This is a genomic window from Amycolatopsis sp. NPDC004079 (genome assembly GCF_040610415.1).
Lineage (GTDB): Bacteria > Actinomycetota > Actinomycetes > Mycobacteriales > Pseudonocardiaceae > Amycolatopsis > Amycolatopsis halotolerans.
Window position 1 is genome coordinate 58,756 of sequence record NZ_JBEXMH010000008.1, and the last position, 20,657, is coordinate 79,412.

Annotated in this window: 21 protein-coding genes; 17 read left to right on the forward strand and 4 right to left on the reverse strand. The window is 69.9% G+C overall.

Features of this window, described 5'->3' with window-relative positions; all coding sequences use genetic code 11:
- Window positions 1-367 precede the first annotated feature (367 nt).
- From ABZX37_RS11350 to lepB (ABZX37_RS11395), 10 genes are all read left to right on the forward strand, one after another.
- Window positions 368-1,144: a metalloregulator ArsR/SmtB family transcription factor gene (locus ABZX37_RS11350; protein WP_354738675.1), complete on the forward strand. Its 777-nt coding sequence runs from the start codon at window positions 368-370 to the stop codon at window positions 1,142-1,144.
- The gene (gene sufB / locus ABZX37_RS11355) at window positions 1,141-2,589 is read left to right on the forward strand and encodes a Fe-S cluster assembly protein SufB (protein ID WP_354738385.1); all 1,449 of its coding nucleotides are present in this window, start codon (window positions 1,141-1,143) and stop codon (window positions 2,587-2,589) included. The genes ABZX37_RS11350 and sufB overlap by 4 nt, the downstream gene beginning before the upstream one ends.
- Window positions 2,590-3,762 (forward strand): Fe-S cluster assembly protein SufD, encoded by a 1,173-nt coding sequence (gene sufD, locus ABZX37_RS11360; protein ID WP_354738387.1) that lies wholly within the window; start codon window positions 2,590-2,592, stop codon window positions 3,760-3,762.
- Window positions 3,763-3,795: 33 nt separating this feature from the next.
- A complete protein-coding gene (sufC, locus tag ABZX37_RS11365) occupies window positions 3,796-4,566 on the forward strand; it encodes a Fe-S cluster assembly ATPase SufC (RefSeq protein WP_354738389.1) in 771 nt (256 codons plus the stop codon).
- Between the two features lie 49 nt (window positions 4,567-4,615).
- On the forward strand, window positions 4,616-5,917 hold the full coding sequence (locus ABZX37_RS11370; protein ID WP_354738391.1) for a cysteine desulfurase: 1,302 nt from the start codon (window positions 4,616-4,618) through the stop codon (window positions 5,915-5,917).
- On the forward strand, window positions 5,914-6,363 hold the full coding sequence (gene sufU / locus ABZX37_RS11375) for a Fe-S cluster assembly sulfur transfer protein SufU (protein WP_354738393.1): 450 nt from the start codon (window positions 5,914-5,916) through the stop codon (window positions 6,361-6,363). Before ABZX37_RS11370 ends, sufU begins: the two co-directional genes overlap by 4 nt.
- Window positions 6,360-6,758: a metal-sulfur cluster assembly factor gene (locus ABZX37_RS11380; protein ID WP_354738395.1), complete on the forward strand. Its 399-nt coding sequence runs from the start codon at window positions 6,360-6,362 to the stop codon at window positions 6,756-6,758. The genes sufU and ABZX37_RS11380 overlap by 4 nt, the downstream gene beginning before the upstream one ends.
- 127 nt (window positions 6,759-6,885) lie before the next feature.
- Entirely contained in the window at window positions 6,886-7,311 is a 426-nt protein-coding gene (locus tag ABZX37_RS11385; RefSeq protein ID WP_354738396.1) for a hypothetical protein, read from the forward strand.
- A 29-nt stretch (window positions 7,312-7,340) separates the two neighbouring features.
- Window positions 7,341-8,204 (forward strand): signal peptidase I, encoded by an 864-nt coding sequence (lepB, locus tag ABZX37_RS11390; protein WP_354738398.1) that lies wholly within the window; start codon window positions 7,341-7,343, stop codon window positions 8,202-8,204.
- A gap of 100 nt (window positions 8,205-8,304) precedes the next feature.
- Entirely contained in the window at window positions 8,305-9,075 is a 771-nt protein-coding gene (gene lepB / locus ABZX37_RS11395) for a signal peptidase I (RefSeq protein ID WP_354738400.1), read from the forward strand.
- Here the strand turns inward: lepB (ABZX37_RS11395) and ABZX37_RS11400 are convergent.
- Window positions 8,990-10,921 carry an AarF/UbiB family protein gene (locus ABZX37_RS11400; RefSeq protein ID WP_354738402.1) on the reverse strand — a complete coding sequence of 644 codons (1,932 nt, stop codon included), beginning with the start codon at window positions 10,919-10,921 and terminating at the stop codon, window positions 8,990-8,992. The genes lepB (ABZX37_RS11395) and ABZX37_RS11400 overlap by 86 nt on opposite strands.
- A gap of 171 nt (window positions 10,922-11,092) precedes the next feature.
- Between ABZX37_RS11400 and ABZX37_RS11405 the strand changes: the two genes are divergently transcribed.
- The gene (locus tag ABZX37_RS11405) at window positions 11,093-11,635 is read left to right on the forward strand and encodes a snapalysin family zinc-dependent metalloprotease (RefSeq protein ID WP_354738404.1); all 543 of its coding nucleotides are present in this window, start codon (window positions 11,093-11,095) and stop codon (window positions 11,633-11,635) included.
- A gap of 54 nt (window positions 11,636-11,689) precedes the next feature.
- Here the strand turns inward: ABZX37_RS11405 and ABZX37_RS11410 are convergent, their stop codons facing one another.
- Window positions 11,690-12,415: a methyltransferase domain-containing protein gene (locus ABZX37_RS11410; RefSeq protein WP_354738406.1), complete on the reverse strand. Its 726-nt coding sequence runs from the start codon at window positions 12,413-12,415 to the stop codon at window positions 11,690-11,692.
- Window positions 12,416-12,498: 83 nt separating this feature from the next.
- Here ABZX37_RS11410 and ABZX37_RS11415 point away from each other — a divergent pair, with 83 nt between their 5' ends.
- On the forward strand, window positions 12,499-13,698 hold the full coding sequence (locus tag ABZX37_RS11415; RefSeq protein ID WP_354738408.1) for a histidine kinase: 1,200 nt from the start codon (window positions 12,499-12,501) through the stop codon (window positions 13,696-13,698).
- Window positions 13,695-14,339, forward strand: coding sequence for a response regulator transcription factor (locus ABZX37_RS11420; RefSeq protein WP_354738410.1), 645 nt, complete (start codon window positions 13,695-13,697; stop codon window positions 14,337-14,339). The genes ABZX37_RS11415 and ABZX37_RS11420 overlap by 4 nt, the downstream gene beginning before the upstream one ends.
- Here ABZX37_RS11420 and ABZX37_RS11425 read toward each other — a convergent pair.
- On the reverse strand, window positions 14,323-16,002 hold the full coding sequence (locus ABZX37_RS11425; protein WP_354738412.1) for a GGDEF domain-containing protein: 1,680 nt from the start codon (window positions 16,000-16,002) through the stop codon (window positions 14,323-14,325). The two genes, ABZX37_RS11420 and ABZX37_RS11425, sit on opposite strands and share 17 nt — an antisense overlap.
- Before the next feature lie 144 nt (window positions 16,003-16,146).
- Window positions 16,147-17,253, reverse strand: coding sequence for a lycopene cyclase family protein (locus ABZX37_RS11430; RefSeq protein WP_354738414.1), 1,107 nt, complete (start codon window positions 17,251-17,253; stop codon window positions 16,147-16,149).
- Window positions 17,254-17,291: 38 nt separating this feature from the next.
- Between ABZX37_RS11430 and dgt the strand changes: the two genes are divergently transcribed.
- Genes dgt through ABZX37_RS11450 form a run of 4 tightly spaced genes read left to right on the forward strand, consistent with a single transcriptional unit; the run spans window position 17,292 to window position 20,392 of the window.
- On the forward strand, window positions 17,292-18,854 hold the full coding sequence (dgt, locus tag ABZX37_RS11435) for a dGTP triphosphohydrolase (RefSeq protein WP_354738416.1): 1,563 nt from the start codon (window positions 17,292-17,294) through the stop codon (window positions 18,852-18,854).
- 40 nt (window positions 18,855-18,894) lie between these two features.
- A complete protein-coding gene (locus tag ABZX37_RS11440) occupies window positions 18,895-19,386 on the forward strand; it encodes a GNAT family N-acetyltransferase (RefSeq protein WP_354738418.1) in 492 nt (163 codons plus the stop codon).
- 21 nt (window positions 19,387-19,407) lie between these two features.
- Complete coding sequence (locus ABZX37_RS11445) at window positions 19,408-19,635, forward strand: hypothetical protein (protein ID WP_354738420.1); 228 nt, start codon at window positions 19,408-19,410, stop codon at window positions 19,633-19,635.
- A gap of 46 nt (window positions 19,636-19,681) precedes the next feature.
- A complete protein-coding gene (locus ABZX37_RS11450) occupies window positions 19,682-20,392 on the forward strand; it encodes a barstar family protein (RefSeq protein ID WP_354738422.1) in 711 nt (236 codons plus the stop codon).
- Window positions 20,393-20,657 lie beyond the last annotated feature (265 nt).

Sequence of the window (20,657 nt, forward strand, 5' to 3'; positions counted from 1 at the left end):
CGCCCGGTTCGCCGGATAAGTCCGGTTCCGGTGCCCGCTGGTCCGGGTGTTCGCCGACTGCCACGCCCGGAAGCGTATCGACTCCGGTTCTGGCGATGTATCGCGCCGTTCAGTCCCCGGTGCCGGGATTGCTCCCGATGGTCCGTGAAGGACTCCTTGAGAGAATCTGATTCCCTCGAGGAGTCCTTCACGGACCTGGGGCGGGCGTCGCCGCGGCGGGGCGCGTCCGGAGGTGAGTCGGGTCACTGCCCGACACCCCGCCTTTGCCCGCCGGCCGGAAATAAGACACACTTGTGTTGTGAAAAAGAACGGGACCACCGGCGAGGGGCGCGGCGACCAGCCGCGCGCCGCGGCCGTCGGCGTTCCCGTGCAGGTCAGCGCGGTGAACGTCGCCGAGGGCCGCACCCGGCACGAGGTCGCCCGGCTGCTGCTGGAGCAGGGCCCGATGACCGCCGTGGTGGTCGCGGAGCAGCTCGGCATCAGCCCGACGGCGATCCGCCGCCACCTCGACGCGCTGCAGGCCGACGGCGAGGCCGAGACCCGCGACGCCCCGCGCAAGGGCCCGCGCGGACGCGGCCGCCCGGCCAAGCTGTTCCTGCTCACCGAAGCGGGCCGCGCCCGGTTCGGGCACGCCTACGACGACCTCGCGTCCTCGGCCATCCGCTTCCTCGCCGAGCACGCCGGCCCGGACGCGGTGCGCGCGTTCGCCGAGCGCCGGGTCGAAGGGCTCGTCGGGCCGCACCGGCAGGCGATCACCGGATCGGCTGATCCGGTCGAGCGCGCCGAGGCCCTCGCCACCGCGCTGAGCAGGGAAGGCTACGCTGCCTCGACCCGCGAGGTCGGCACGGTCGGGGCGGGAGTAGGCGCCCAGCTGTGCCAGCACCACTGCCCGGTCGCGCACGTGGCCGCGGAGTTCCCGCAGCTGTGCGAGGCCGAAACGGAAGCGTTCGCGAAGCTGCTGGGCACCCACGTCCAGCGGCTGGCGACCATCGCGCGCGGAGACAACGCGTGCACCACACACGTACCCGCCGGACCGGCGGGTATCCCGGCCCATCCCGAGCCGGACCGCACGACGCCCGGAGACGCGGCCGCGCCGCCCGACGGGCACGCACCACGGATCCCGAATGGAGGGAAACCCGCATGACTGCCGCTGCCGAGCAGCGCACTCCCACCACCGAGCCGTTGAGCCAGGAAGAGACCATCGCGTCCCTTGGCAACTACGCCTTCGGCTGGGCGGACTCCGACGAGGCCGGCGCCAGCGCCCGCCGCGGCCTGAGCGAGGACGTCGTCCTCGACATCTCCGGCAAGAAGTCCGAGCCCGAGTGGATGCGCGACGCCCGATTGAAGGCGCTCAAGCTGTTCGACCTCAAGCCGATGCCGAACTGGGGCGCCGACCTCTCGGGGATCGACTTCGACAACATCAAGTACTTCGTGCGGTCCACCGAGAAGCAGGCGACCAGCTGGGAAGACCTGCCCGAGGACATCAAGAACACCTACGACAAGCTGGGCATCCCCGAGGCGGAGAAGCAGCGCCTCGTGGCCGGCGTCGCCGCGCAGTACGAGTCCGAGGTCGTCTACCACCAGATCCGCGAGGACCTGGAGGAGCAGGGCGTTCTCTTCCTGGACACCGACTCCGCGCTCAAGGAGCACCCGGAGATCTTCCAGGAGTACTTCGGCTCCGTGATCCCGGCCGGCGACAACAAGTTCTCCGCGCTGAACACGGCGGTGTGGTCCGGCGGCTCGTTCATCTACGTGCCGAAGGGCGTGCACGTCGAGATCCCGCTGCAGGCCTACTTCCGGATCAACACCGAGAACATGGGCCAGTTCGAGCGGACGCTGATCATCGTCGACGAGGACGCCTACGTCCACTACGTCGAGGGCTGCACCGCGCCGATCTACCAGTCGGACTCGCTGCACTCCGCGGTCGTCGAGATCATCGTGAAGAAGGGCGCCCGCTGCCGCTACACGACGATCCAGAACTGGTCGAACAACGTCTACAACCTGGTCACCAAGCGCGCCAAGTGCGAAGAGGGCGCGACCATGGAGTGGGTCGACGGCAACATCGGCTCCAAGGTGACCATGAAGTACCCGTCGGTCTTCCTCATGGGCGAGCACGCCAAGGGCGAGGTCCTCTCGGTCGCGTTCGCGGGCGAGGGCCAGCACCAGGACGCCGGGGCCAAGATGGAGCACCTCGCGCCGCACACGTCCTCGACCATCGTGTCGAAGTCGGTCGCGCGCGGCGGCGGCCGGACCTCCTACCGCGGCCTGGTCAAGGTCGCGAAGCGGGCGCACCACTCGCGCTCCAGCGTGGTCTGCGACGCCCTGCTGGTGGACACCATCTCCCGGTCGGACACGTACCCGTACGTGGACATCCGCAACGACGAGGTGTCCATGGGCCACGAGGCCACCGTGTCCAAGGTCAGCGAAGAGCAGCTGTTCTACCTGATGTCGCGCGGCCTCGACGAGGCCGAGGCGATGGCGATGATCGTGCGCGGGTTCGTCGAGCCCATCGCGCGCGAGCTGCCGATGGAGTACGCGCTCGAGCTGAACCGCCTGATCGAGCTGCAGATGGAAGGGTCCGTCGGCTAAATGTCCGTGGCAGAGAACAACGTTTCTGAAGCCCTTCGCGAGGGGGCCGTCGTTCCGGCGGCCTCCCGCGCGGAGCGGTTCACTTCTTACGACGTCGAGGCCTTCGAGGTCCCCGGCGGTCGTGAGGAGAACTGGCGCTTCACTCCGATGAAGCGCCTGCGCGGCCTGCACGACGGTTCCGCCGTCGCCTCCGGCGAGATCACGCTGGAGACCGAGGCCGCGCCCGAGCTGAAGATCGAGACCGTCGGCCGCGACGACGCGCGCCTCGGCGAGGCGGGCGTGCCGAGCGACCGCATCGCGGCGCAGGCGTACTCGTCGTTCACGAAGGCCACCGTCGTGACGGTGCCCAAGGAGACGAAGGCGTCCACGCCGTCGGTGCTGCGCATCCACGGTCCGGGCGAGGGCAAGGTCGCCTACGGGCACCTGCAGGTCCGCGCCGAGGCGTTCGCCGAGGCCGTCATCGTGCTCGACCACGTCGGCTCCGGCACCTACGCGGACAACGTCGAGTTCGTCATCGGCGACGGAGCCAAGGTCACCGTGGTCAGCGTCCAGGACTGGGCAGACGACGCGGTGCACGTTTCCGAGCAGCACCTGCGGCTGGGCCGCGACGCCGCGCTGCGGCACACCGTGATCACCCTGGGCGGAGACCTGGTCCGCGTCTCGCCGACGGCGACCTTCACCGACAAGGGCGGCGACGTCGACATGCTCGGCGTGTACTTCGCCGACGGCGGCCAGCACCAGGAGCACCGCCTCTTCGTCGACCACGCGGTGCCCAACTGCAAGTCGCGGGTCGGGTACAAGGGCGCGCTGCAAGGTGACGGCGCGCACGCGGTGTGGATCGGCGACGTGCTGATCCGGGCCGCGGCCGAGGCCACCGACAGCTACGAGTTCAACCGCAACCTGGTGCTCACGCCCGGGGCGCGCGCGGACTCGGTGCCGAACCTGGAGATCGAGACCGGCGAGATCGAAGGCGCCGGCCACGCGAGCGCCACGGGAAGGTTCGACGACGAGCAGTTGTTCTACCTGCAGTCGCGCGGGATCGCCGAAGAAGCCGCCCGGCGCCTGGTCGTGCGCGGGTTCTTCCACGAAATCCTGGTGAAGATCGACGTCCCCGAGGTGCGCGAACGCCTCGAAGCCGCGATCGAGGCCGAACTCGAAGCCGTCGGCGTCTGACGCCCCTCCACCGCAGACTTTAGGAAACGAAGAATGGCTACCCTGGAAATCAAGGACCTGCACGCCTCGGTCACCACCGACGAGGGCGCCAAGGAGATCCTCAAGGGCGTCAACCTGACCATCCGGTCCGGCGAGACGCACGCGATCATGGGCCCGAACGGCTCCGGCAAGTCCACCCTGTCCTACGCGATCGCCGGCCACCCGAAGTACACGGTGACCTCCGGCGAGGTGCTGCTGGACGGCGAGAACGTGCTCGAGATGAGCGTGGATGAACGCAGTCGAGCGGGCATTTTTCTCGCCATGCAGTACCCGGTCGAGGTGCCCGGCGTCTCGATGTCGAACTTCCTGCGCACCGCGGCCACCGCGGTCCGGGGCGAGGCTCCCAAGCTGCGCCACTGGGTCAAGGAGGTCAAGGAGGAGATGGGCAAGCTCGGCATCTCCCAGGAATTCGCCGAGCGCTCGGTGAACGAGGGCTTCTCCGGCGGCGAGAAGAAGCGCCACGAGATCCTGCAGCTGGCGCTGCTCAAGCCGAAGTTCGCCATCCTCGACGAGACCGACTCCGGCCTGGACGTCGACGCGCTGCGCGTCGTGTCCGAGGGCGTCAACGAGTACAAGGCGGGCAACGAGGTCGGCGTCATGCTGATCACGCACTACACCCGCATCCTGCGGCACATCACCCCGGACTTCGTGCACGTCTTCGCCGACGGCCGCATCGTCGAGTCCGGCGGCCGCGAGCTGGCCGACGAGCTGGAGGAGAACGGCTACGTCAAGTACGTCGGCTCCGCCGAGCCCGCCAAGGCCTGACGTCCCGCGTTCCCGTTCCCGACGACACCGAGAGAGAGGAGTTGGCTCGATGACCACCACGGCTTCGAACAGCCCGACCAACTCTGTTCCCCTTGACGTGGCGGCACTGCGTGCCGACTTCCCGATCCTGACGCGCACCGTGCGCGACGGGAAACCCTTGGTGTACCTGGACTCCGGAGCGACCTCGCAACGGCCGGTGCAGGTGCTCGACGCGGAACGGCGGTACGTGTTCACGTCGAACTCGGCCGTGCACCGCGGTGCCCACCAGCTGTCCGAAGAGGCCACCGACGCCTACGAATCCGCGCGCGCCAAGACCGCGGAATTCGTCGGCGCGGACCCGGAAGAGCTGGTGTTCACCAAGAACGCGACCGAGGGCATCAACCTCGTGGCGTACGCGATGAGCAACGCCGCCACGGCCGGTCCGGAGGCTGAGCGGTTCCGGATCGGCGAGGGCGACGAAATCGTCATCACCGAGATGGAGCACCACGCGAACCTGGTGCCGTGGCAGCAGTTGTGCCAGCGCACCGGGGCGACGCTGAAGTGGTTCAAGGTCACCTCCGAGGGCCGCCTCGATCTGTCCGATATGGACAGTGTGATCACACCGCGTACCAAGGTGGTCGCGTTCGCGCACCAGTCCAATGTGCTCGGCACGGTCAACCCGGTGGACAAGCTGGTGGCCAAGGCGAAGGAGGTCGGCGCGCTGACCGTCCTCGACGCCTGTCAGTCCGTGCCCCACTTCCCGGTGGATTTCCACGCCCTCGGCGTCGACTTCGCAGTGTTCTCCGGACACAAGATGCTGGCCCCGTCCGGGATCGGCGTGCTGTACGGCCGGACCGAACTGCTCGAAGCGATGCCGCCGTTCCTGACCGGCGGCTCGATGATCGAGCTGGTCACGATGGAGCGCACCACGTTCGCCGCGCCGCCGCAGCGGTTCGAGGCCGGGGTGCCGATGACGTCGCAGGCGATCGGCCTCGGCGCGGCGGTGGACTACCTCTCGGCCATCGGGATGGACCGCGTCGCGGCGCACGAGCACGAGCTGGCCGCGGCCGCGATCGCGGGCATCAGCGCGATCCCGGGCGTGCGCATCGTCGGGCCGACCGACCTGGAGGACCGCGGCGCGACCGTCGCGTTCGTGATCGACGGCGTGCACCCGCACGACGCCGGACAGGTGCTCGACAGCCTCGGCATCGCCGTGCGGGTGGGACACCACTGCGCGTGGCCGCTGCACCGGGCTTGTTCGGTGCCCGCGACCGTGCGGGCGAGCTTCTACCTGTACAACACGCTGTCCGAAGTGGACGCTCTGGTCGCCGGGATCCGCGAGGCGCAGAAGTTCTTCGGGGTGGACCAGTGAACCTGGAGAGCATGTACCAGGAGATCATCCTGGACCACTACAAGAACCCGCACGGGCGCGGCCTGCGCGATCCGTTCGACGCGGAGTCGTTCCAGGTCAACCCGACCTGCGGCGACGAGATCACCTTGCGGGTGAAGGTCAGCGGCGAGCTGGTCGAGGACGTGTCCTACGACGGGCAGGGCTGCTCGATCAGCCAGGCCTCCGCTTCGGTGCTGACCGACCTGGTCGTCGGGCACACGGTCGACGAGGCGTTCGCGACCATGGACGCGTTCGTGGAACTGATGCAGGGCAAGGGCAAGGTCGAACCGGACGAGGACGTACTGGAGGACGGCGTCGCGTTCGCCGGCGTCGCGAAGTACCCGGCGCGCGTGAAGTGCGCCCTGCTCGGCTGGATGGCGTTCAAGGACGCGGTGTCCAGCACCACCACAGGAGCTGAGAAGGCATGAGCGAAGAGACGGTTACCGACCCGCGCGAGGGGCGCACCGCCGCGGACCTGCCCGAGCAGACCGCCGCCGTCCCCGCCGACGTCGCCAAGATCGAGGACGTCGAGGAAGCGATGCGCGACGTCGTCGACCCCGAGCTCGGCATCAACGTCGTCGACCTCGGCCTGGTCTACGACATCCGGGTCGAGACCGACAACACCGCGACGATCGACATGACGCTCACGTCCGCGGCCTGCCCGCTGACCGACGTGATCGAGGACCAGACGTCGGCGGCGCTGACGTCCGGCGGTCTCGTGGACGACTTCCGGATCAACTGGGTCTGGATGCCGCCGTGGGGCCCGGAGAAGATCACCGACGACGGCCGCGAGCAGTTGCGGGCGCTCGGTTTCACGGTCTGAGGCTTGCTTTTTCGAAGGCCGCTCCCGGTTCGCCGGGGGCGGCCTTCGGCGTATCCCGGATTGGTGCGTTCGGGCGCTGCCGGGCGGAACGCCGGATTCTGTCGGGGCCGGGTGCTATTACTGATCAATGACCGAACCTGACTCCGAATCCGTGTCCGAAACCGAAGAAAGACCCAGCCGCGGCCTGGCCGTGGGAGCGGTGTCGGTGGCCGCGGTGAGCCTCTCGCTCGCGGTGCTCACCTGGCTGGCCTGGCTGCTGGTCCGGCCCCGGCTCCTCGTGAGCGGCGTCTACCCGCTTGTGGCCGAGGTGTTCGTCCTGGTGCTGGGCGCGCTGTGGTTCGCGGCGCTGCTGGCCGGGGTGCTGGCGGTGGTGCTGGGGCGGCTCGGGGGAGCGAAACGGCCCGGCGGCGACCTGGCCCGTACGGGCGCGCTGCTCGGCGGGCTGACGGTGGTGGTGGCGCTGGCCGGGACCATCGCGTTCACGGTGAGTCCCGGCCTGATGCCCGCCTACAGCGACGGCGGGCGGCCGCTCAATTCGATCCTTAGGGGATGAAGTCCGTATAACGACCTATACGGCGGCGGATGATTCCGGCTGTCCATTATGGACAGACCGGCACAATCCGCCCCGACGATCCGGGGCCGCGTAACGGATCCGCGGTGCTCGCCGATCCTCGCGAGGTGATCGACGGTTTTCCGGCCCCGCCGCCGGTTTCCCGCGCCCCTCGCCGGTTTTCGCCCGCGCTGGCGCTGTTCGTCGTGCTCGCGCTGGCCGGGGTGGCCGGATGCGGGTACGGGCTGGTGACGGTGTTCAGCTATCGCCTGGCGAAAATGCCGACGAACGCGATGGCGCCCGCCGTGCCCGCCGGGACGGCGATCGTGCTCGGCAAGCGGGACGGGCAGGCCTACCGCCGCGGCGACGTCGTGCTGGCGCGCATGCCCGCGCACCAGGGCAACCGGGCTTACCTCCTGCTGGGCCGGGTGATCGGCGTGGGCGGCGACGACGTGCGCTGCTGCGACGAGAAGCGCCGGATCGTGGTGAACGGCAAATCCGTCGACGAGCCTTACGCGAGCGGCGACGGCCCCGTGTTCCGCGCGCTCGTCCCGCAGGACGGCGTTTTCCTGGCCGGTGACCGGCGCGACGTCAGCTGGGACTCCCGGAACGAGGAGGCCACCGGAATGGACGGCTCGGTGCCGGTGTCCGAGGTGTACGGGGTAGTCGTCGCCACCGGGCCGAACCGGTGGTGGGTGCGCACGCTGCCGCCGACGACGGCGTTCACCGCCGCGGGATTGCCTGGTGCGCCCGAGGTGGATCAAGGGCCGTTCCTGGGGCGGGTGCTCGTCGGAGCGGGCGCGGGGGTGTTCTTGACCGGGTTCCTGGGCGCGGTGGTGACGGGCGTGCGCCGGAGCAGGAAACGGCGTCGGGAGGCTGCCGGGCAGGGGCGGTGACAGGCGATGCGCCGGGGCCGGGAGCGGCGTCGGGAGGTTGCCGGGCCGGGGTGGCTTCCGGGCGGGTAACAATTGTCCGAACTGTTCCGATGATCGTCTCGTGACAGAAGGCTTTCCTGCTGCTCCGCCTCCGGCCGTGCGTGCGCCGCGCCGGTTTCCCTGGCTGATCGCGATCTTCGTCGTGCTCGCGATCGCGGGCTCGGTCTTGGCGGCGACCGGGCTCCTCAAGGTGTTCAGCTACCGCATGGTGAGCATCCCGGGCGGGTCGATGGCGCACACCATCGCGCCGGGCGAACGGGTCGTCTTCGGGCTGAACGAGGGCCAGGAGATCCACCGCGGCGACCTCGTCGTGTTCGAGGCGAGCGGGTTCGTCGGCGGGAGGTCCGTGAAGTTCCTGAAACGGGTGATCGCCGTCGGCGGCGACGAGGTCGAATGCTGCGACGACCAGGGCCGGATCAAGGTGAACGGCAAGCCGGTCGACGAGCCTTACGTGGTCGGCAAGCAGGAGACCTTCCACGCGAAAGTGCCCCAGGGTTCGGTGTTCGTGGCGGGCGACCAGCGCGACAACTCGTTCGATTCCCGGTGGTGGATCAACCAGTCCGGCGGTGGTTCCGTGCCGCTTTCCGAAGTGTACGGAGTCGTCGCAGCGACCGGGAATCTGTTCTGGGTCAAGCAATTCCCGGCGACCACCGCGTTCACCGACGCCGGATTGCCCGGTACGACAGAGCCGGATTCCGGACCGGTCACCAGCCGGATCACCGCCGGGGTCGGGGCGGGCGTGTTCCTCATCGGGTTCGTCGGCCTGCTCGTGACTGTCGTCCGGAGCGCCGGAAGACGACGAAAAGCAGCCGCAGCCCCGCCAGTGCGCTGATCATCAGCAGGTTGTAGCCGAACACGTGGTTCAGCGTCAGCCCGGGCACCAGCTGCGGGCCGCTCGAACTGGACAGCAGCAGCACAGCCATGAGCCCGGTCGCGATGCCGACCAGCGCCAGCAGCACCTCGTGCACGAGGCCGGTCACCAGGTCGCGGTCGCGTTCGTCGGAGAACAGCCGCATGTTCACCGACAGCCGGCCTTCTTCCAGGGCCGCGCCGATCCGGTCGACGCGGCGGGGCAGGCGGCGGAGCACCGGCAGCAGGGCGGTGAATTCGTCGGTGACGGTGCGGCGCAGGGTTTCCGGGCGCAGGCCGATGCGTTCGGTGGCGAACGCGCGGGATTCGGCGACGAGGTCGAAGTCCGGGGCCAGCGTCGCGAGGGTGCCTTCCATCGTCGCCAACGCGCGGAACACGGCGGCGATCGGCGGCGGTACGGCCAGGCGGAATTCGGCGATGACCCGGAACAGGCCGGTGAACAGGTCGAGGCCGGGGCTCCGGCCGGGTCCGAAGTGCCGGGCGAGCAGGGCTCCCAGCGCGCGTTCCAGGCGTTGTTCGTCGAGATCGTCCGGACGGTCGACGATCTCCAGCAGCCCGTCGCGGACACCGGCCGGGTCGCCTCGGTCGATGGCAGGCAGCAGGGCTTGCAGACCGGCGCGTAGGCCGGTGTCGAGGCGGCCGACGGACCCGAAGTCGAGCAAGCCGAGGGTGCCGTCTTCGAGCAGCAAAACGTTGCCAGGGTGCGGATCCGCGTGGAACACCCCGCCGAGCAGCACCTGGTCGAGCAGGCCGCGCAGGAAGGTGCGGGCGAGTTCCTCGCGGGAACGGGCGGAACCGGTGGCGAGCGGTTTGCCGTCGAGCCGACGCAGCACCAGAACGCGCTCTGTGGACAGTGCTTTGTGGACAGTCGGCAAGGTGATGCCGGGGACCGGATGTGCGGCGATGGCGTCGATGTTCGAGGCTTCGGTGCGGAAATCGAGTTCGTCCTCAAGGGACTCGGCGAATCCGTCGGCCAGGTCCAGTACGCCGAGCGAACGTGCCCAGCCAGCTCGTTCGTACAGCACGGCGGCGAGGCGGCGGACGATGTCGATGTCGCGTTCCACCTGCTCACGGATCCCGGGCCGCTGCACCTTCACGACGACCTCGGCGCCGGACCGCAGCCGCGCGCCGTAAACCTGCGCGATCGACGCCGCGGCAAGGGGTTCGTCGTCGATGTGGGCGAAGGCGGTGAGGTCGATTTCCTCGCGCAGCAACGCGCGCACCTCGTCTTCGGGCGCGGGCGGGACCTGATCGTGCAGCCGGCTGAGTTCGCGGATGTACACCGGCGGCAGGAGATCCGCTCGCGTCGAGAGCAACTGGCCGAGCTTCACGAACGTCACGCCCGCTTCTTCGAGCGCCAGCCGCAGCGACCGGGCGAGTTTCGCGGAGCCGTCGGGTCCCGCGGTGCGGCGGCCGGTGAGGAACGAGCCGAGGCCGTGGCGGATCGCGATGCGCATGATCCGCGAGTAGCGACGGGCGCGGGCCGCGCGGGACCGCAGCGACCGCATCCGGGCGAACAAGCCCGGCCCGCCGGACGGAACCGCGATTTCGGCGACGAAAAGGACTAACAGCGTCACCGCGAGCGCGCTGCCGGCCAGCGGGATCAGCAGTCCGATCGCGACCCCGGCGTTGGTCAGCACGGCGATCGGGAACAGCCGGATGACGGCGCCCGCGACGAGCCAGCCCGCGAGCGCCGCGCCGAGCGCCCGGACGAGACCGACGCGCACCCCGAGCACTTTGCGGGCCGCGGCGACGAGCGGCCACAGCACGACGACGTAGGCCAGGAGGCCGAGCAGCAGCGTTTGCATGCCGAAAAGCACACCATCGCGGCGGCTCCCGCGGATCCAGCCGGGGCGGGACGGACCTCCCTCTCGCGGGGGAGCGTCCTACTTTCGGACGTAGTCGCCCCGGTGGTGAACTTCTAACGTCGTCGAGCGGACAAGGGTTGCTTGCTTTCTCGATGAGGTACGGAGGACACGATGCACGCACGAGGGTTCCGGCGGATCGCCGCACTGGCCGTGGCGACCGCCGCTCCGCTGGGTTTCGGCCTGGCGACCGCACCCGCCGCGTCCGCCGCCGCGGCGACCACCGTCTACTACAGCTCGGCGGGCGCGCCGGACTACGTCGCCCAGATCGACCAGGGCGCGGCCAACTGGAACGCCGCGGTCAGCGACGTCCAGCTGGTGAAGGACGAGGGCAAGGCGACGGTGAAGATCCACGAGGTCACCAGCGGCGGTTCGTACACGCAGACCGACGGGCACGGCAACGGCGACGTCTACCTGGACACGAGCCAGGTCGCCGAGGGCTACGACCCGACCCGCATCGCCGCGCACGAACTCGGCCACAACCTCGGGCTGCCGGACCACTACGAGGGGCCGTGCACGGAGCTGATGTCGGGGCACGGGCCGGGCACGTCCTGCACGAATGCCAAGCCGGACGCGCAGGAAACGGCGAAGGTGCAGCAGTTGTGGGCCAACGGGGTCCGGGCTGTGGGGACTCGGGTCACGACGACTGTCTACTGAGGACTCGTGAGTGCTGCTGCCGGTGAGAACCGGCGGCAGCACTCACGACACCCCCTACTCCGCCTGCAGCACGAAGAACAAACAACTCGGGCTCACGCACAACATCCGGTAGTCCTCCGGGAACAACGCCTCCGCCTCCGGCACCGGTTTCGGCTCGCTCAGCACCGAAATCCGGAACCCGCCGGCGGTGAACGCGTCGGTCATCGCGTGCAGCGGCCGGTTCCAGAAGCTCATCGGCATGGTGCGGCCGTCGATCTCCCAGGTCTCGGTCCACTCGTAAGTCGCCGAATAGTCGGTCTTCTGCCCGGCTTGGCGCTGCAGCATGTGGATCGCGTACGGATGGTCGACCACCACGATCAGCCGTCCGCCGGGCTTGAGGACGCGGTGGAACTCGCCGAGCGTCGGGCCCCAGTCCTCCAGGTAGTGCAGCACGAGCGAGGCGACGACGTCGTCGAACGCGTTGTCCGCGTAGGGGAGTGGCTCGGCGACGTCGGCGACGCGCAGGTCCACGTCGGGGCCGAGCCGCTGGCGGGCGATCTCGAGCATGCTGCTGCTGAGGTCGAATCCGGACACCTCCGCGCCGCGTTCGCGCAGCGAGACAGTCAGCGGCCCGGCGCCGCAGCCCGCGTCGAGAATCCGCCGCCCGGCCACGTCCCCGGCCAGCGCCAGCACGGCGGGCCGCTCGTAGTAGGCGTTCTGGATTTCGGTGTCCGACATGGCGGTGTAGCTCTCGGCCAGCAGATCGTAATCGTTGACGACGGCGCTTTCTTCCGGAGGCATGCGACCCACAGTGCCAGAAAATCGGCGGCCGGGTCCCGCCCTGGAGGGAGGCGCCCGCCGGGGCCGCCTGTCAGGATTGGCGGGTGCGTTTCATCCGTCCGCTGGTCAGCGGGGTCACCTATCGCCGGTGGGTGTACTTGATCCTCGGCGCGGCGCTCAGCGTGCCGTACCTGCTTCTCGCGATGATCGCGATGCCGTCGCTGATGCCGTTCACCACGACCGTGGGATGGGCGAGCCTCGCCGGATTCGTCGTGACGCTCGCCGTGCTGGCCGCGACCGCGTTCCTGCCCGCGGTGCGAGTGCTGGAGGCGGCGGCGGTGCGGGAACTGCTCGCCCAGCCCGCGCCCGGACGCGGACGGCTGCGGTGCGCGGCGATGTTCGTGCTGCACGTCGGGTCCGGGCTGATTGCCGGCCTCGCGACGCTCGCGGTGCCTGCCGGATTCGGGTTCGCGATCAACGCGGTCTTCACCGGTCGGCTTGTCGACACGCCGGATTTCCAGCTGACGGTTCCGCGCGGCTGGGCCTCGGCGTGGCTGCCCGCGGCGTTCATTGCGGCTTTCGTCGTGCTGATCTACGTCGTGTGGGGCGTCGGCGGACTGCTGCGCCGCGCGGCGGCCCGATTGCTCGGCTGGTCCGCCGCCGAACGCATCGCACAGCTCGAACGCCGCACCGATCTGCTCGCCGAACGCACCCGGCTCGCGCGCGAACTCCACGATTCCGTCGGCCACGCGCTTTCCGTGGTCACGCTGCAAGCCGGAGCCGCGCGGCGGACGCTGCACACCGATCCCGGCTTCACCGAGGAAGCGCTCACCGCGATCGAGGAATCGGCCCGCACCGCGCTCGACGACCTCGACCACGTGCTCGGCCTGCTCCGCGACGAAGCCCGCGACCGGACGCCGCACGCGGGTCTCGTCAACCTGCCCGCGCTGATCACCGTGACGCAGCAGTCCGGCACGGATTGCCGCTACGAGGTGCGGGGCGATGTCGCCGCGGTGCCGGCGGTGGTTTCCCGTGAGGTGTACCGAATTCTGCAGGAATGCCTCACCAACGCGGTGCGCTACGCGGGGAAGGTGCCGGTCAGCGTCGCACTGGCGGTCGCGGACGGGCAGGTGCGGGCCGCGGTCGCGAACCCGCTCGGCTCGGCCCGGCCGTCGCGCGCCCGGGGCGGCCGCGGTCTGCGAGGCATGGCGGAGCGGGCGGAACTGGTGGGTGGCAAGCTGTCGGCGGGACCGGTGGGCGAAAACTGGGAGGTCGTGGTGACGGTGCCTTGGGGGAACCGGTGAGCGTGCGAGTCCTGCTGGTGGACGACGAACGGCTGATCCGGGCCGGGCTGCGGGCGATCGTGGACAGCGAACCGGACCTGACCGTGGTCGGCGAGGCCTCCGACGGCGCCGAGGTGCCCGGACTGGTCGCGCAGCTGCGGCCGGACGTCGTGCTGATGGACGTGCGGATGCCCGCGGTGGACGGAATCCGCGCGACCGGACATCTTCTGTCCACTATGGACGAACCACCGAAGGTGATCGTGGTGACCACCTTCGAAAACGACGACTACGTGTACGACGCGTTGCTCGCCGGAGCGAGCGGATTCCTGCTGAAACGCGCTCGGCCGGAGGAGATCGTGGCCGGGATCCGGACGGTGCTGGCGGGGGATTCGCTGCTGTTCCCGGCCGCGATCCGGGGAATGGCGGCGCGCCGCGCCCCGGGTGCGGTCGCTCCGCTGGACTTCCTGACCGAACGGGAACGCGACGTGCTGCGGCTGATGGCGGCCGGACTGTCCAACGGGGAGATCGCCGCGGAGCTGTTCCTGGGGCTGCAGACGGTGAAAACGCACGTCGGGAACGTGCTGTCGAAGCTGGGCGCGCGGGACCGCACGCAGGCGGTGATCCGGGCTTACGAGTCGGGCTTCGTCACGCCGACCGGCTGATGGCGACGTCCCGGCCGATGCCGCGCAGCACCTCGACCCGGTCGCTGCCGGGGCGGCTGAGGACCCAGCTGGATCCGGGCACCGCTTTGGCGCGTTTCTTCAGCGGTGCGAGCAGCCGGGAAGCGTCCCGATAGGACGGAATGGCGCCGCTCCCGCACACGAGCGTCGCCAGCGACACCGTGACCGGCATGCCCTCGGCAGACCAGTGCGTGTCCAGCAAAGCTGCGGCGACCGTCCCGATCTCGTCGACATCGCACACGATCAGGAAATCGTCCCCGCCGACATGGCTCACGCGCATGCGCGGCAGCCGTCCGGCGAGGTCGGTGAGAGCTTCGCCCAGGGCGCGGATCAGGTCGTCGCCCGCGGCGAAACCGGCGTTGTCGTTGACCGACTTGAACGCGTCGACGTCCAGCCAAGCCGCCACGAACTGCTCCCCGCTGGCGATCCGGCGTTCGACGTCGCGCGCCGCCGCTTCGCTGCCCGGCAACCGGGTGAGCGGACTGAGCGTCACCGCCTCCTCGACCTTCGCCTCGGCGACGCCACGCACGACCTCGGTCACCAGCACCACGCCGAGGCAATGCCCGGACGCGTCGACCACCACGACGTCGTCCCCGGTGCGGCCCCAGTCGGCGTCGGTGACCAGTTCGAGGAACTCCAGCGCGCTCGCGCCCGCCTCGATCAGGTGCGGTTTGTCCGCAAGCCTTGCCGCGGAACGCTTCGCGTGCAACGCATGCCCGTACGGACCGGTGATGGTCACGAGGAAGCGCGTCCGGTCGACTGACCACTGTGGACGGTTGTCCGCGTCGACGCCGACCACGCCGCTCGGCGCGTCCGCGGCGGCGAGCACCTCGCGGACGTCGTCGCAGGTGGCGTCGACCGGCAAGGTGGTGGCCGGGCGCAGGAAATCACCGACGCGCGGGGCCTGCGGCGGCGCGGGCGAGCGCCGGTCCTCCGGGACGACCGCGCCGGCGGCGGGCGCGGACCGGTGCGCGGCGGGCGGCGCGAGCAGATTGCCCTGCGCGATCCGGACGCCGAGGTGCTGCGCCGCGTCGAGCTGCGACTCCGTCTCGATCCCGGTCGCGACCAGCCGGATGTTCGTGCGCGTCGTGAAGTGCAGCAGCGCCTCGACAACCGCTGTCGACGCCGGGTCGCCGGGCAGGCCGCGCAGCACGCTGCGGTCGAGTTTCACCAGGTCCACCGGGGACTGCGCGAGCAGCGCCAGCGGCAGGTCGCCGCGGCCGAGCCCGTCGAGCGCGAGCCGGAAGCCCTGCTCGGTGAGCGCGCGCATGCCGTCGAGCAGGCGGCCGGTGGGCAGATGCGTGAACGGCGGCCCGACCTCGAGCACCACGTCGCGGGTGCGTCGTCCGGCCGCGCCGAGTTCGGCGATCAGCTCGTCGAACGCCTCCGTCGGCGACGCGAGCGTGCGCGCGGAGAGGTTGAGGTGCAGCGGGAGCGCGCTGGGCCGCTCGGCTTCCTGGCGCACCGCGGCGGCGGCCAGCCCGAGGTCGACCTCGGTGAGTCTGCCCGCGCGACGGGCCTCGGCGAGCAGTTCGTGCGCCGTGCCCCGGCCCGGCCGGGCCAGCGCTTCGTACGCGACGACCCCGCCGGTGTGCAGGCTGTACATCGGCTGGAAGGCGAATCGGACCGCTCGCAGCGTCGTCACGGGGGCGATACTCGCATCGCCGAAGGGGGCTGCGAAACCGTTGTCAGCTGATGTTCACCAGGGCGGCACTTTGGCCACCGGAACGGCCTAACAAAATGCTTTCGCGTTCCCTCGATCGGGAACGGGAAAATTCCCGGCACCGTGTCAGCCGAGCAACCTCCGGCGGATCCCGGCCGGAGCGGTGCGAAACAGGTTTGCCATGGTCGCGGCGGTGCCGGGAAGGTCGGCGCGACCGGAGGTGAACGCGCGCTGCGCCGGGACCGGAAGATCGAAGAACAGGTCGAAAAATTGCGCCGACTGGGCGGGTGACATTCCGCACAATGCACGGAGTCCGTGGCGGCGCAAGGCATGCACAGCGCGCGCTTCGGCCGGCCACAATGCCTTCCGGGCAGCGCTGGCCGCTGCTGCTGGACCCGCGTCGAACGAGTCCGCGAGCGCATCCGCGACGCGAGGCGCGAGCTGCAACGCGGTCGCGAGGCTGTAGCCGGTCGCCGGGTGCACGAGTCCGCCCGCGACCCCGAACGGCACCGCCTGGCCGCGCTTCGGCAGCGGGACGTCGAGCACGATCCGCACCCGCTCGACCCGGCCCGCGGGACGGATTCCCTCCGCTTTGAGCCGGGTGTGCAGCCGCTGGGCCAGTTCGGACACCGGGAGCCCGGGTTTGCGGGCCAGAGACGTCTCCTCGACGAGTACGGAGCCGTCGCCGAGGGGCAGCAGATAGCGAAAGCTGTCCGTGCCGTCGCGCCAGTCCATGAACACCGCGGTGTCGGCCGGAGCCAGTCGCGCTGCTTGGTCTGCGGGCAGCACGAGCCCGTATGCGGTCTGCTCGGCGCGCGGGGCACGCAGGTTGGGCGCGCCGGACGCGTCAACGAACACCGCGGCCGCCAGCCGTCGACCGTCGGCGAGCAGGACCGTCGAACCGTGCGGCCCGTGCTCCGCGCCGGTCACCTTGCCCGGGACGACCTGGACCTTCGGCTCGGTGAGCCACTCGCGCAGACCGGCGTTGTCGAGTACCCGATAGGCCCGGTCGACCCGGTGCTCGCGGGTCCCGAACGCGAGCGTCGTCGCCGGAGCCGCCGCGATGGCTTTGTCCGGCAGCTCAGGCACTTCGTCCGCCCACAGTCCGTAAGTGTTCGGCCACCTTCGGTGCGGAACCGGGTCGAGCACGGCCGTTTCCAGCCCTCGCCGGGCGCACGCGGCCGCCAGCGCCCGTCCGGCCGGGCCGCCGCCCGCCACCAGCACGTCGGTCATCCCGCAATCCTGCCGGACGGCCGGATACGGTGGGACACATGGACGAGACCGATCCGAGGGCAGCGCGCCGGGACCCGGCGAACGGGGCAGGCGGGTTCACCGATCTGGCGACCAGCCCGTTCCGCGTCGACCGCGACCGGATCACCGCGTCGCCGTTCTTCGCGCGGCTCGGCGGGGTCACCCAGGTGGTCAGCGCGGGCGGGGCCGGGCTGCTGCACAACCGGCTGACGCACAGCCTGAAGGTCGCGCAGGTCGCGCGCGGGATCGCGGAGCGGATCACCGGGTCGAGCGAGTCGGCCGAACTGGCCGCGAAACTCGGCGGCTGCGACCCGGACGCGTGCGAGGCCGCCGCGCTCGCGCACGACCTCGGGCACCCGCCGTTCGGCCACCTCGGCGAACAGACCCTGGACCGGATCGCGCGGCACCGCTTCGGCCTCGCCGACGGTTTCGAGGGCAACGCGCAGTCTTTCCGCATCATCACCACGACGGACGTGCGCGGCCCGTCCGCCATCGGCCTGGACCTGACCACCGCGGTCCGTGCCGCGGTCCTGAAATACCCGTGGGCCCGCCTGCATTACCCGCAGCCGCACCCGACCCAGATGCCGTCACAGCCCCGTGGCGCCGCCGAGCCGGACGATGCTCCCGGCACCGGCGCGAGCAAGTTTTCCGCCTATGTCACGGAACTGGACGACTTCGAACAGGCGCGCGCCCCGTTCGCCGGGCGGATCGAGCCGTGGCAGCAGACGGTGGAAGCGTCCGTAATGGACACTGCCGACGACATCGCGTACGCGATCCACGACCTGCAGGACTTCCACCGCATCGGCGTCCTGCAGCATGCACCGGTTGCCGCGGAGCTGGGGGAGTGGCTGGCGCACGCCGTCGATCTGGCCTCTTTGGACGATGCCCGGCTGACCGCGGAAATCCGCCGCCCAGGCCGTTCCCTGGAGCGGATGCGCCGCCGGATGCACCTGAAGGACAGCTGGATCGTGGACGACGACGCCTTCGCCGCGGCCGTCGCCCGAGTCCAGCGTGAACTCGTCGACGGCTTGCTCGCAGACGGTTTCGACGGCTCGACCGAAGCCGAACAAGCGACCGCCGCGTTTTCCGCGAACTGGATGGCGCGGCTGGTGGACGGAGTTTTCGTCCTGTCGTCGCCCCCGACGCGGTCCGGCCACGTCTCGCTGCGGCCCGCGCAGTGGCACGAGGTGCAGGTCCTGAAGTTCGTCCACCGGCGATTTGTGTTGCTGCGCCCCGATCTCGCCCTGCATCAGCGCGGCCAGGCCAGTCTGGTCACGACGTTGGTGGACGCGCTGGACGCCTGGCTCCTGGACCGCGACGAGGCCTCCCGGCTGCCCCGTCGACTGCACGACCTCCTGGAACTGGCGCACGGCGAGTACTCGGACCTGGCCCGGACCTCGCCGGAATTGCTCGTCGGCGCGACCGGCGAGCGAATCGAGGGCGCGGACGCGGTGCGCGGGCTGGCTCGCGGCCGGGCAGTCGTGGACTTCGTGGCTTCGCTGACGGACAAGCAGGCAGTGACGCTGCTGGACGCGTTGTCGGGGCGGTCGAGCCAGCCTTGGTCGGATTCCTTTGTGCTGTAAATAGGTTGCGGGGGCGGTGTCTGATCAGCACGGTAGGCGGATGTCTTTGGTGATCCGGGAAGCCGGTGCCGACGATTGGCCGGGGATCTGGCCGATCATCCGGGATGTAGTGACCGAGCAGCAGACCTTTCCCTACGACCCGGCCATGAGTGAAGCGGACGCACGTTGGCAGTGGCTGGTGCCCGCCCCGGCGCGGGTCGTGGTCGCTGTTGCCGGGGATCGGGTGCTGGGCACGGCGAACATGTACGCGAACCGGCCGGGCCCGGGAAGCCATGTCGCGTCGGGGAGCTTGATGGTGTCCCGTGATGCGCGCGGCTCCGGAGTGGGGCGGGCGTTGGTTGCCGACCTGATCTCGTGGGCGCGGCGGGCCGGGTTCGCGGCGGTTCAGTTCAATGCGGTGGTGGAGACCAATGTGCACGCGATCCGGTTGTACGAGAGTTTGGGGTTCGTGACGTTGGGCGTCGCGCCGGGGGCGTTTCGGCATCCGGTGGAGGGGCGGGTCGGGTTGCGCATCATGTGGCTGGACTTGTGATTCGCTTCGCGGGCGGTTTCGTTGTCCGCCCATGCGGACGAGGACGATTACTGGACCGCGATCGGACACGGATCGGACGACGACTTCCTGGACTCGATCGCCGTGTCGGCGGACGTCATCGCGGTGACGGGTCCGTCCGGGAAGTGGGGCTGCTGGGGCGAACGCGGTACCGAGGTGGCGCTCGGCGGGCGAGGGCCGGTTCCGGACGAGTACGCGGCTGCGCTGGCAGAGAACTACGGGACCGGGTGAACGGCGCGCCTTGAGCGGCTGGGGAATGGGAAGCGGGAGATCTCGGATGCCGTTGTATCGGGTCGTCTCCGAGGAAGACCGGCCGGACTTCGTGCTCGCCTTCGAGTCGCTCTCCGGTTTCTTTGTCGACGAGACAACCGCCGGAAAGGCAGTCCTCGAAGGCATCAGCGGCGCGGCCCCGCCGGTGACTGTGGACGATGCGGTCATCGAGGTGGTCGGCGATTCCGGAAAAGCGATCGGCAGTTACTGCCTCGGCCGTCTCGAACTGCGGCCGAAGAACATTTCCCAGGCGCCCGACGGGTCGATCAGCCTCGAAGTCCGGTGCGGTGGCGGCGAACCGTATCCCCACGCGCAGGAGATCTGGGCGCGATGGAGCCGCGGCTCGATCCTGCCTCGCGAGTGGACGCGGTATCCCGCGACCCAGCACGGCGACTGGCTGCACGTCGTACAAAACGCGTGGTTCACCTCAGGAAAGCGCGCGCTGCGATACGGCACAGGTGACATCGTCATCGACGGGCAGGGCCTGTCGTCGGAGGATTCGTTCTACTGCGCCATCGGCGAGGCGGCGAACGGCCCAGGCGGTTACTTCGGCAGCAACTTGGACGCGCTCGACGACTGTGTCCGGAACGGATCCGAGACAGGACACCACTATTCGGTGGTCTGGAATGCCGCCGAAACCTCCCGCCGGGTCCTGGGCGAGGACTTCGTGACCGCGGTCACGGAAATCTTCGGCGCGCACCGAGTCGCACTGCGCTGACCGGCGAATCCGGTGCCCGGCCGCGCGGACAGGAGACGGCTGGCTCGGCCGAACGGCCTACGACGTCCGGCGGGCAACGGATATTGCCTGACCAACGTCACCCCAACGGCCGTTTTTCCCGGACAGAAGTGGTACTTAGCTGGATCCAGCCGGTGATCACCGGCGTTGGCCAGCGTGAGTCGGGGCACGCGGTGTGAGATCGGAGGCGCACGTGCGTCGTACCCGTTCACCTAGAGCCTCGACAAGGACCGCCAGAAGACGGACG

Bases quoted from the DNA above. Each gene is read 5' to 3' on its own strand.
- sufB (WP_354738385.1), top strand. From the start codon at position 1,141: ATGACTGCCGCTGCCGAGCAGCGCACTCCCACCACCGAGCCGTTGAGC.
- sufD (WP_354738387.1), top strand. From the start codon at position 2,590: ATGTCCGTGGCAGAGAACAACGTTTCTGAAGCCCTTCGCGAGGGGGCC.
- sufC (WP_354738389.1), top strand. From the start codon at position 3,796: ATGGCTACCCTGGAAATCAAGGACCTGCACGCCTCGGTCACCACCGAC.
- ABZX37_RS11370 (WP_354738391.1), top strand. From the start codon at position 4,616: ATGACCACCACGGCTTCGAACAGCCCGACCAACTCTGTTCCCCTTGAC.
- ABZX37_RS11380 (WP_354738395.1), top strand. From the start codon at position 6,360: ATGAGCGAAGAGACGGTTACCGACCCGCGCGAGGGGCGCACCGCCGCG.
- ABZX37_RS11385 (WP_354738396.1), top strand. From the start codon at position 6,886: ATGACCGAACCTGACTCCGAATCCGTGTCCGAAACCGAAGAAAGACCC.
- lepB (WP_354738398.1), top strand. From the start codon at position 7,341: ATGATTCCGGCTGTCCATTATGGACAGACCGGCACAATCCGCCCCGAC.
- ABZX37_RS11400 (WP_354738402.1), bottom strand. From the start codon at position 10,921: ATGCAAACGCTGCTGCTCGGCCTCCTGGCCTACGTCGTCGTGCTGTGG.
- ABZX37_RS11405 (WP_354738404.1), top strand. From the start codon at position 11,093: ATGCACGCACGAGGGTTCCGGCGGATCGCCGCACTGGCCGTGGCGACC.
- ABZX37_RS11410 (WP_354738406.1), bottom strand. From the start codon at position 12,415: ATGCCTCCGGAAGAAAGCGCCGTCGTCAACGATTACGATCTGCTGGCC.
- ABZX37_RS11430 (WP_354738414.1), bottom strand. From the start codon at position 17,253: ATGACCGACGTGCTGGTGGCGGGCGGCGGCCCGGCCGGACGGGCGCTG.
- dgt (WP_354738416.1), top strand. From the start codon at position 17,292: ATGGACGAGACCGATCCGAGGGCAGCGCGCCGGGACCCGGCGAACGGG.
- ABZX37_RS11440 (WP_354738418.1), top strand. From the start codon at position 18,895: ATGTCTTTGGTGATCCGGGAAGCCGGTGCCGACGATTGGCCGGGGATC.
- ABZX37_RS11450 (WP_354738422.1), top strand. From the start codon at position 19,682: ATGCCGTTGTATCGGGTCGTCTCCGAGGAAGACCGGCCGGACTTCGTG.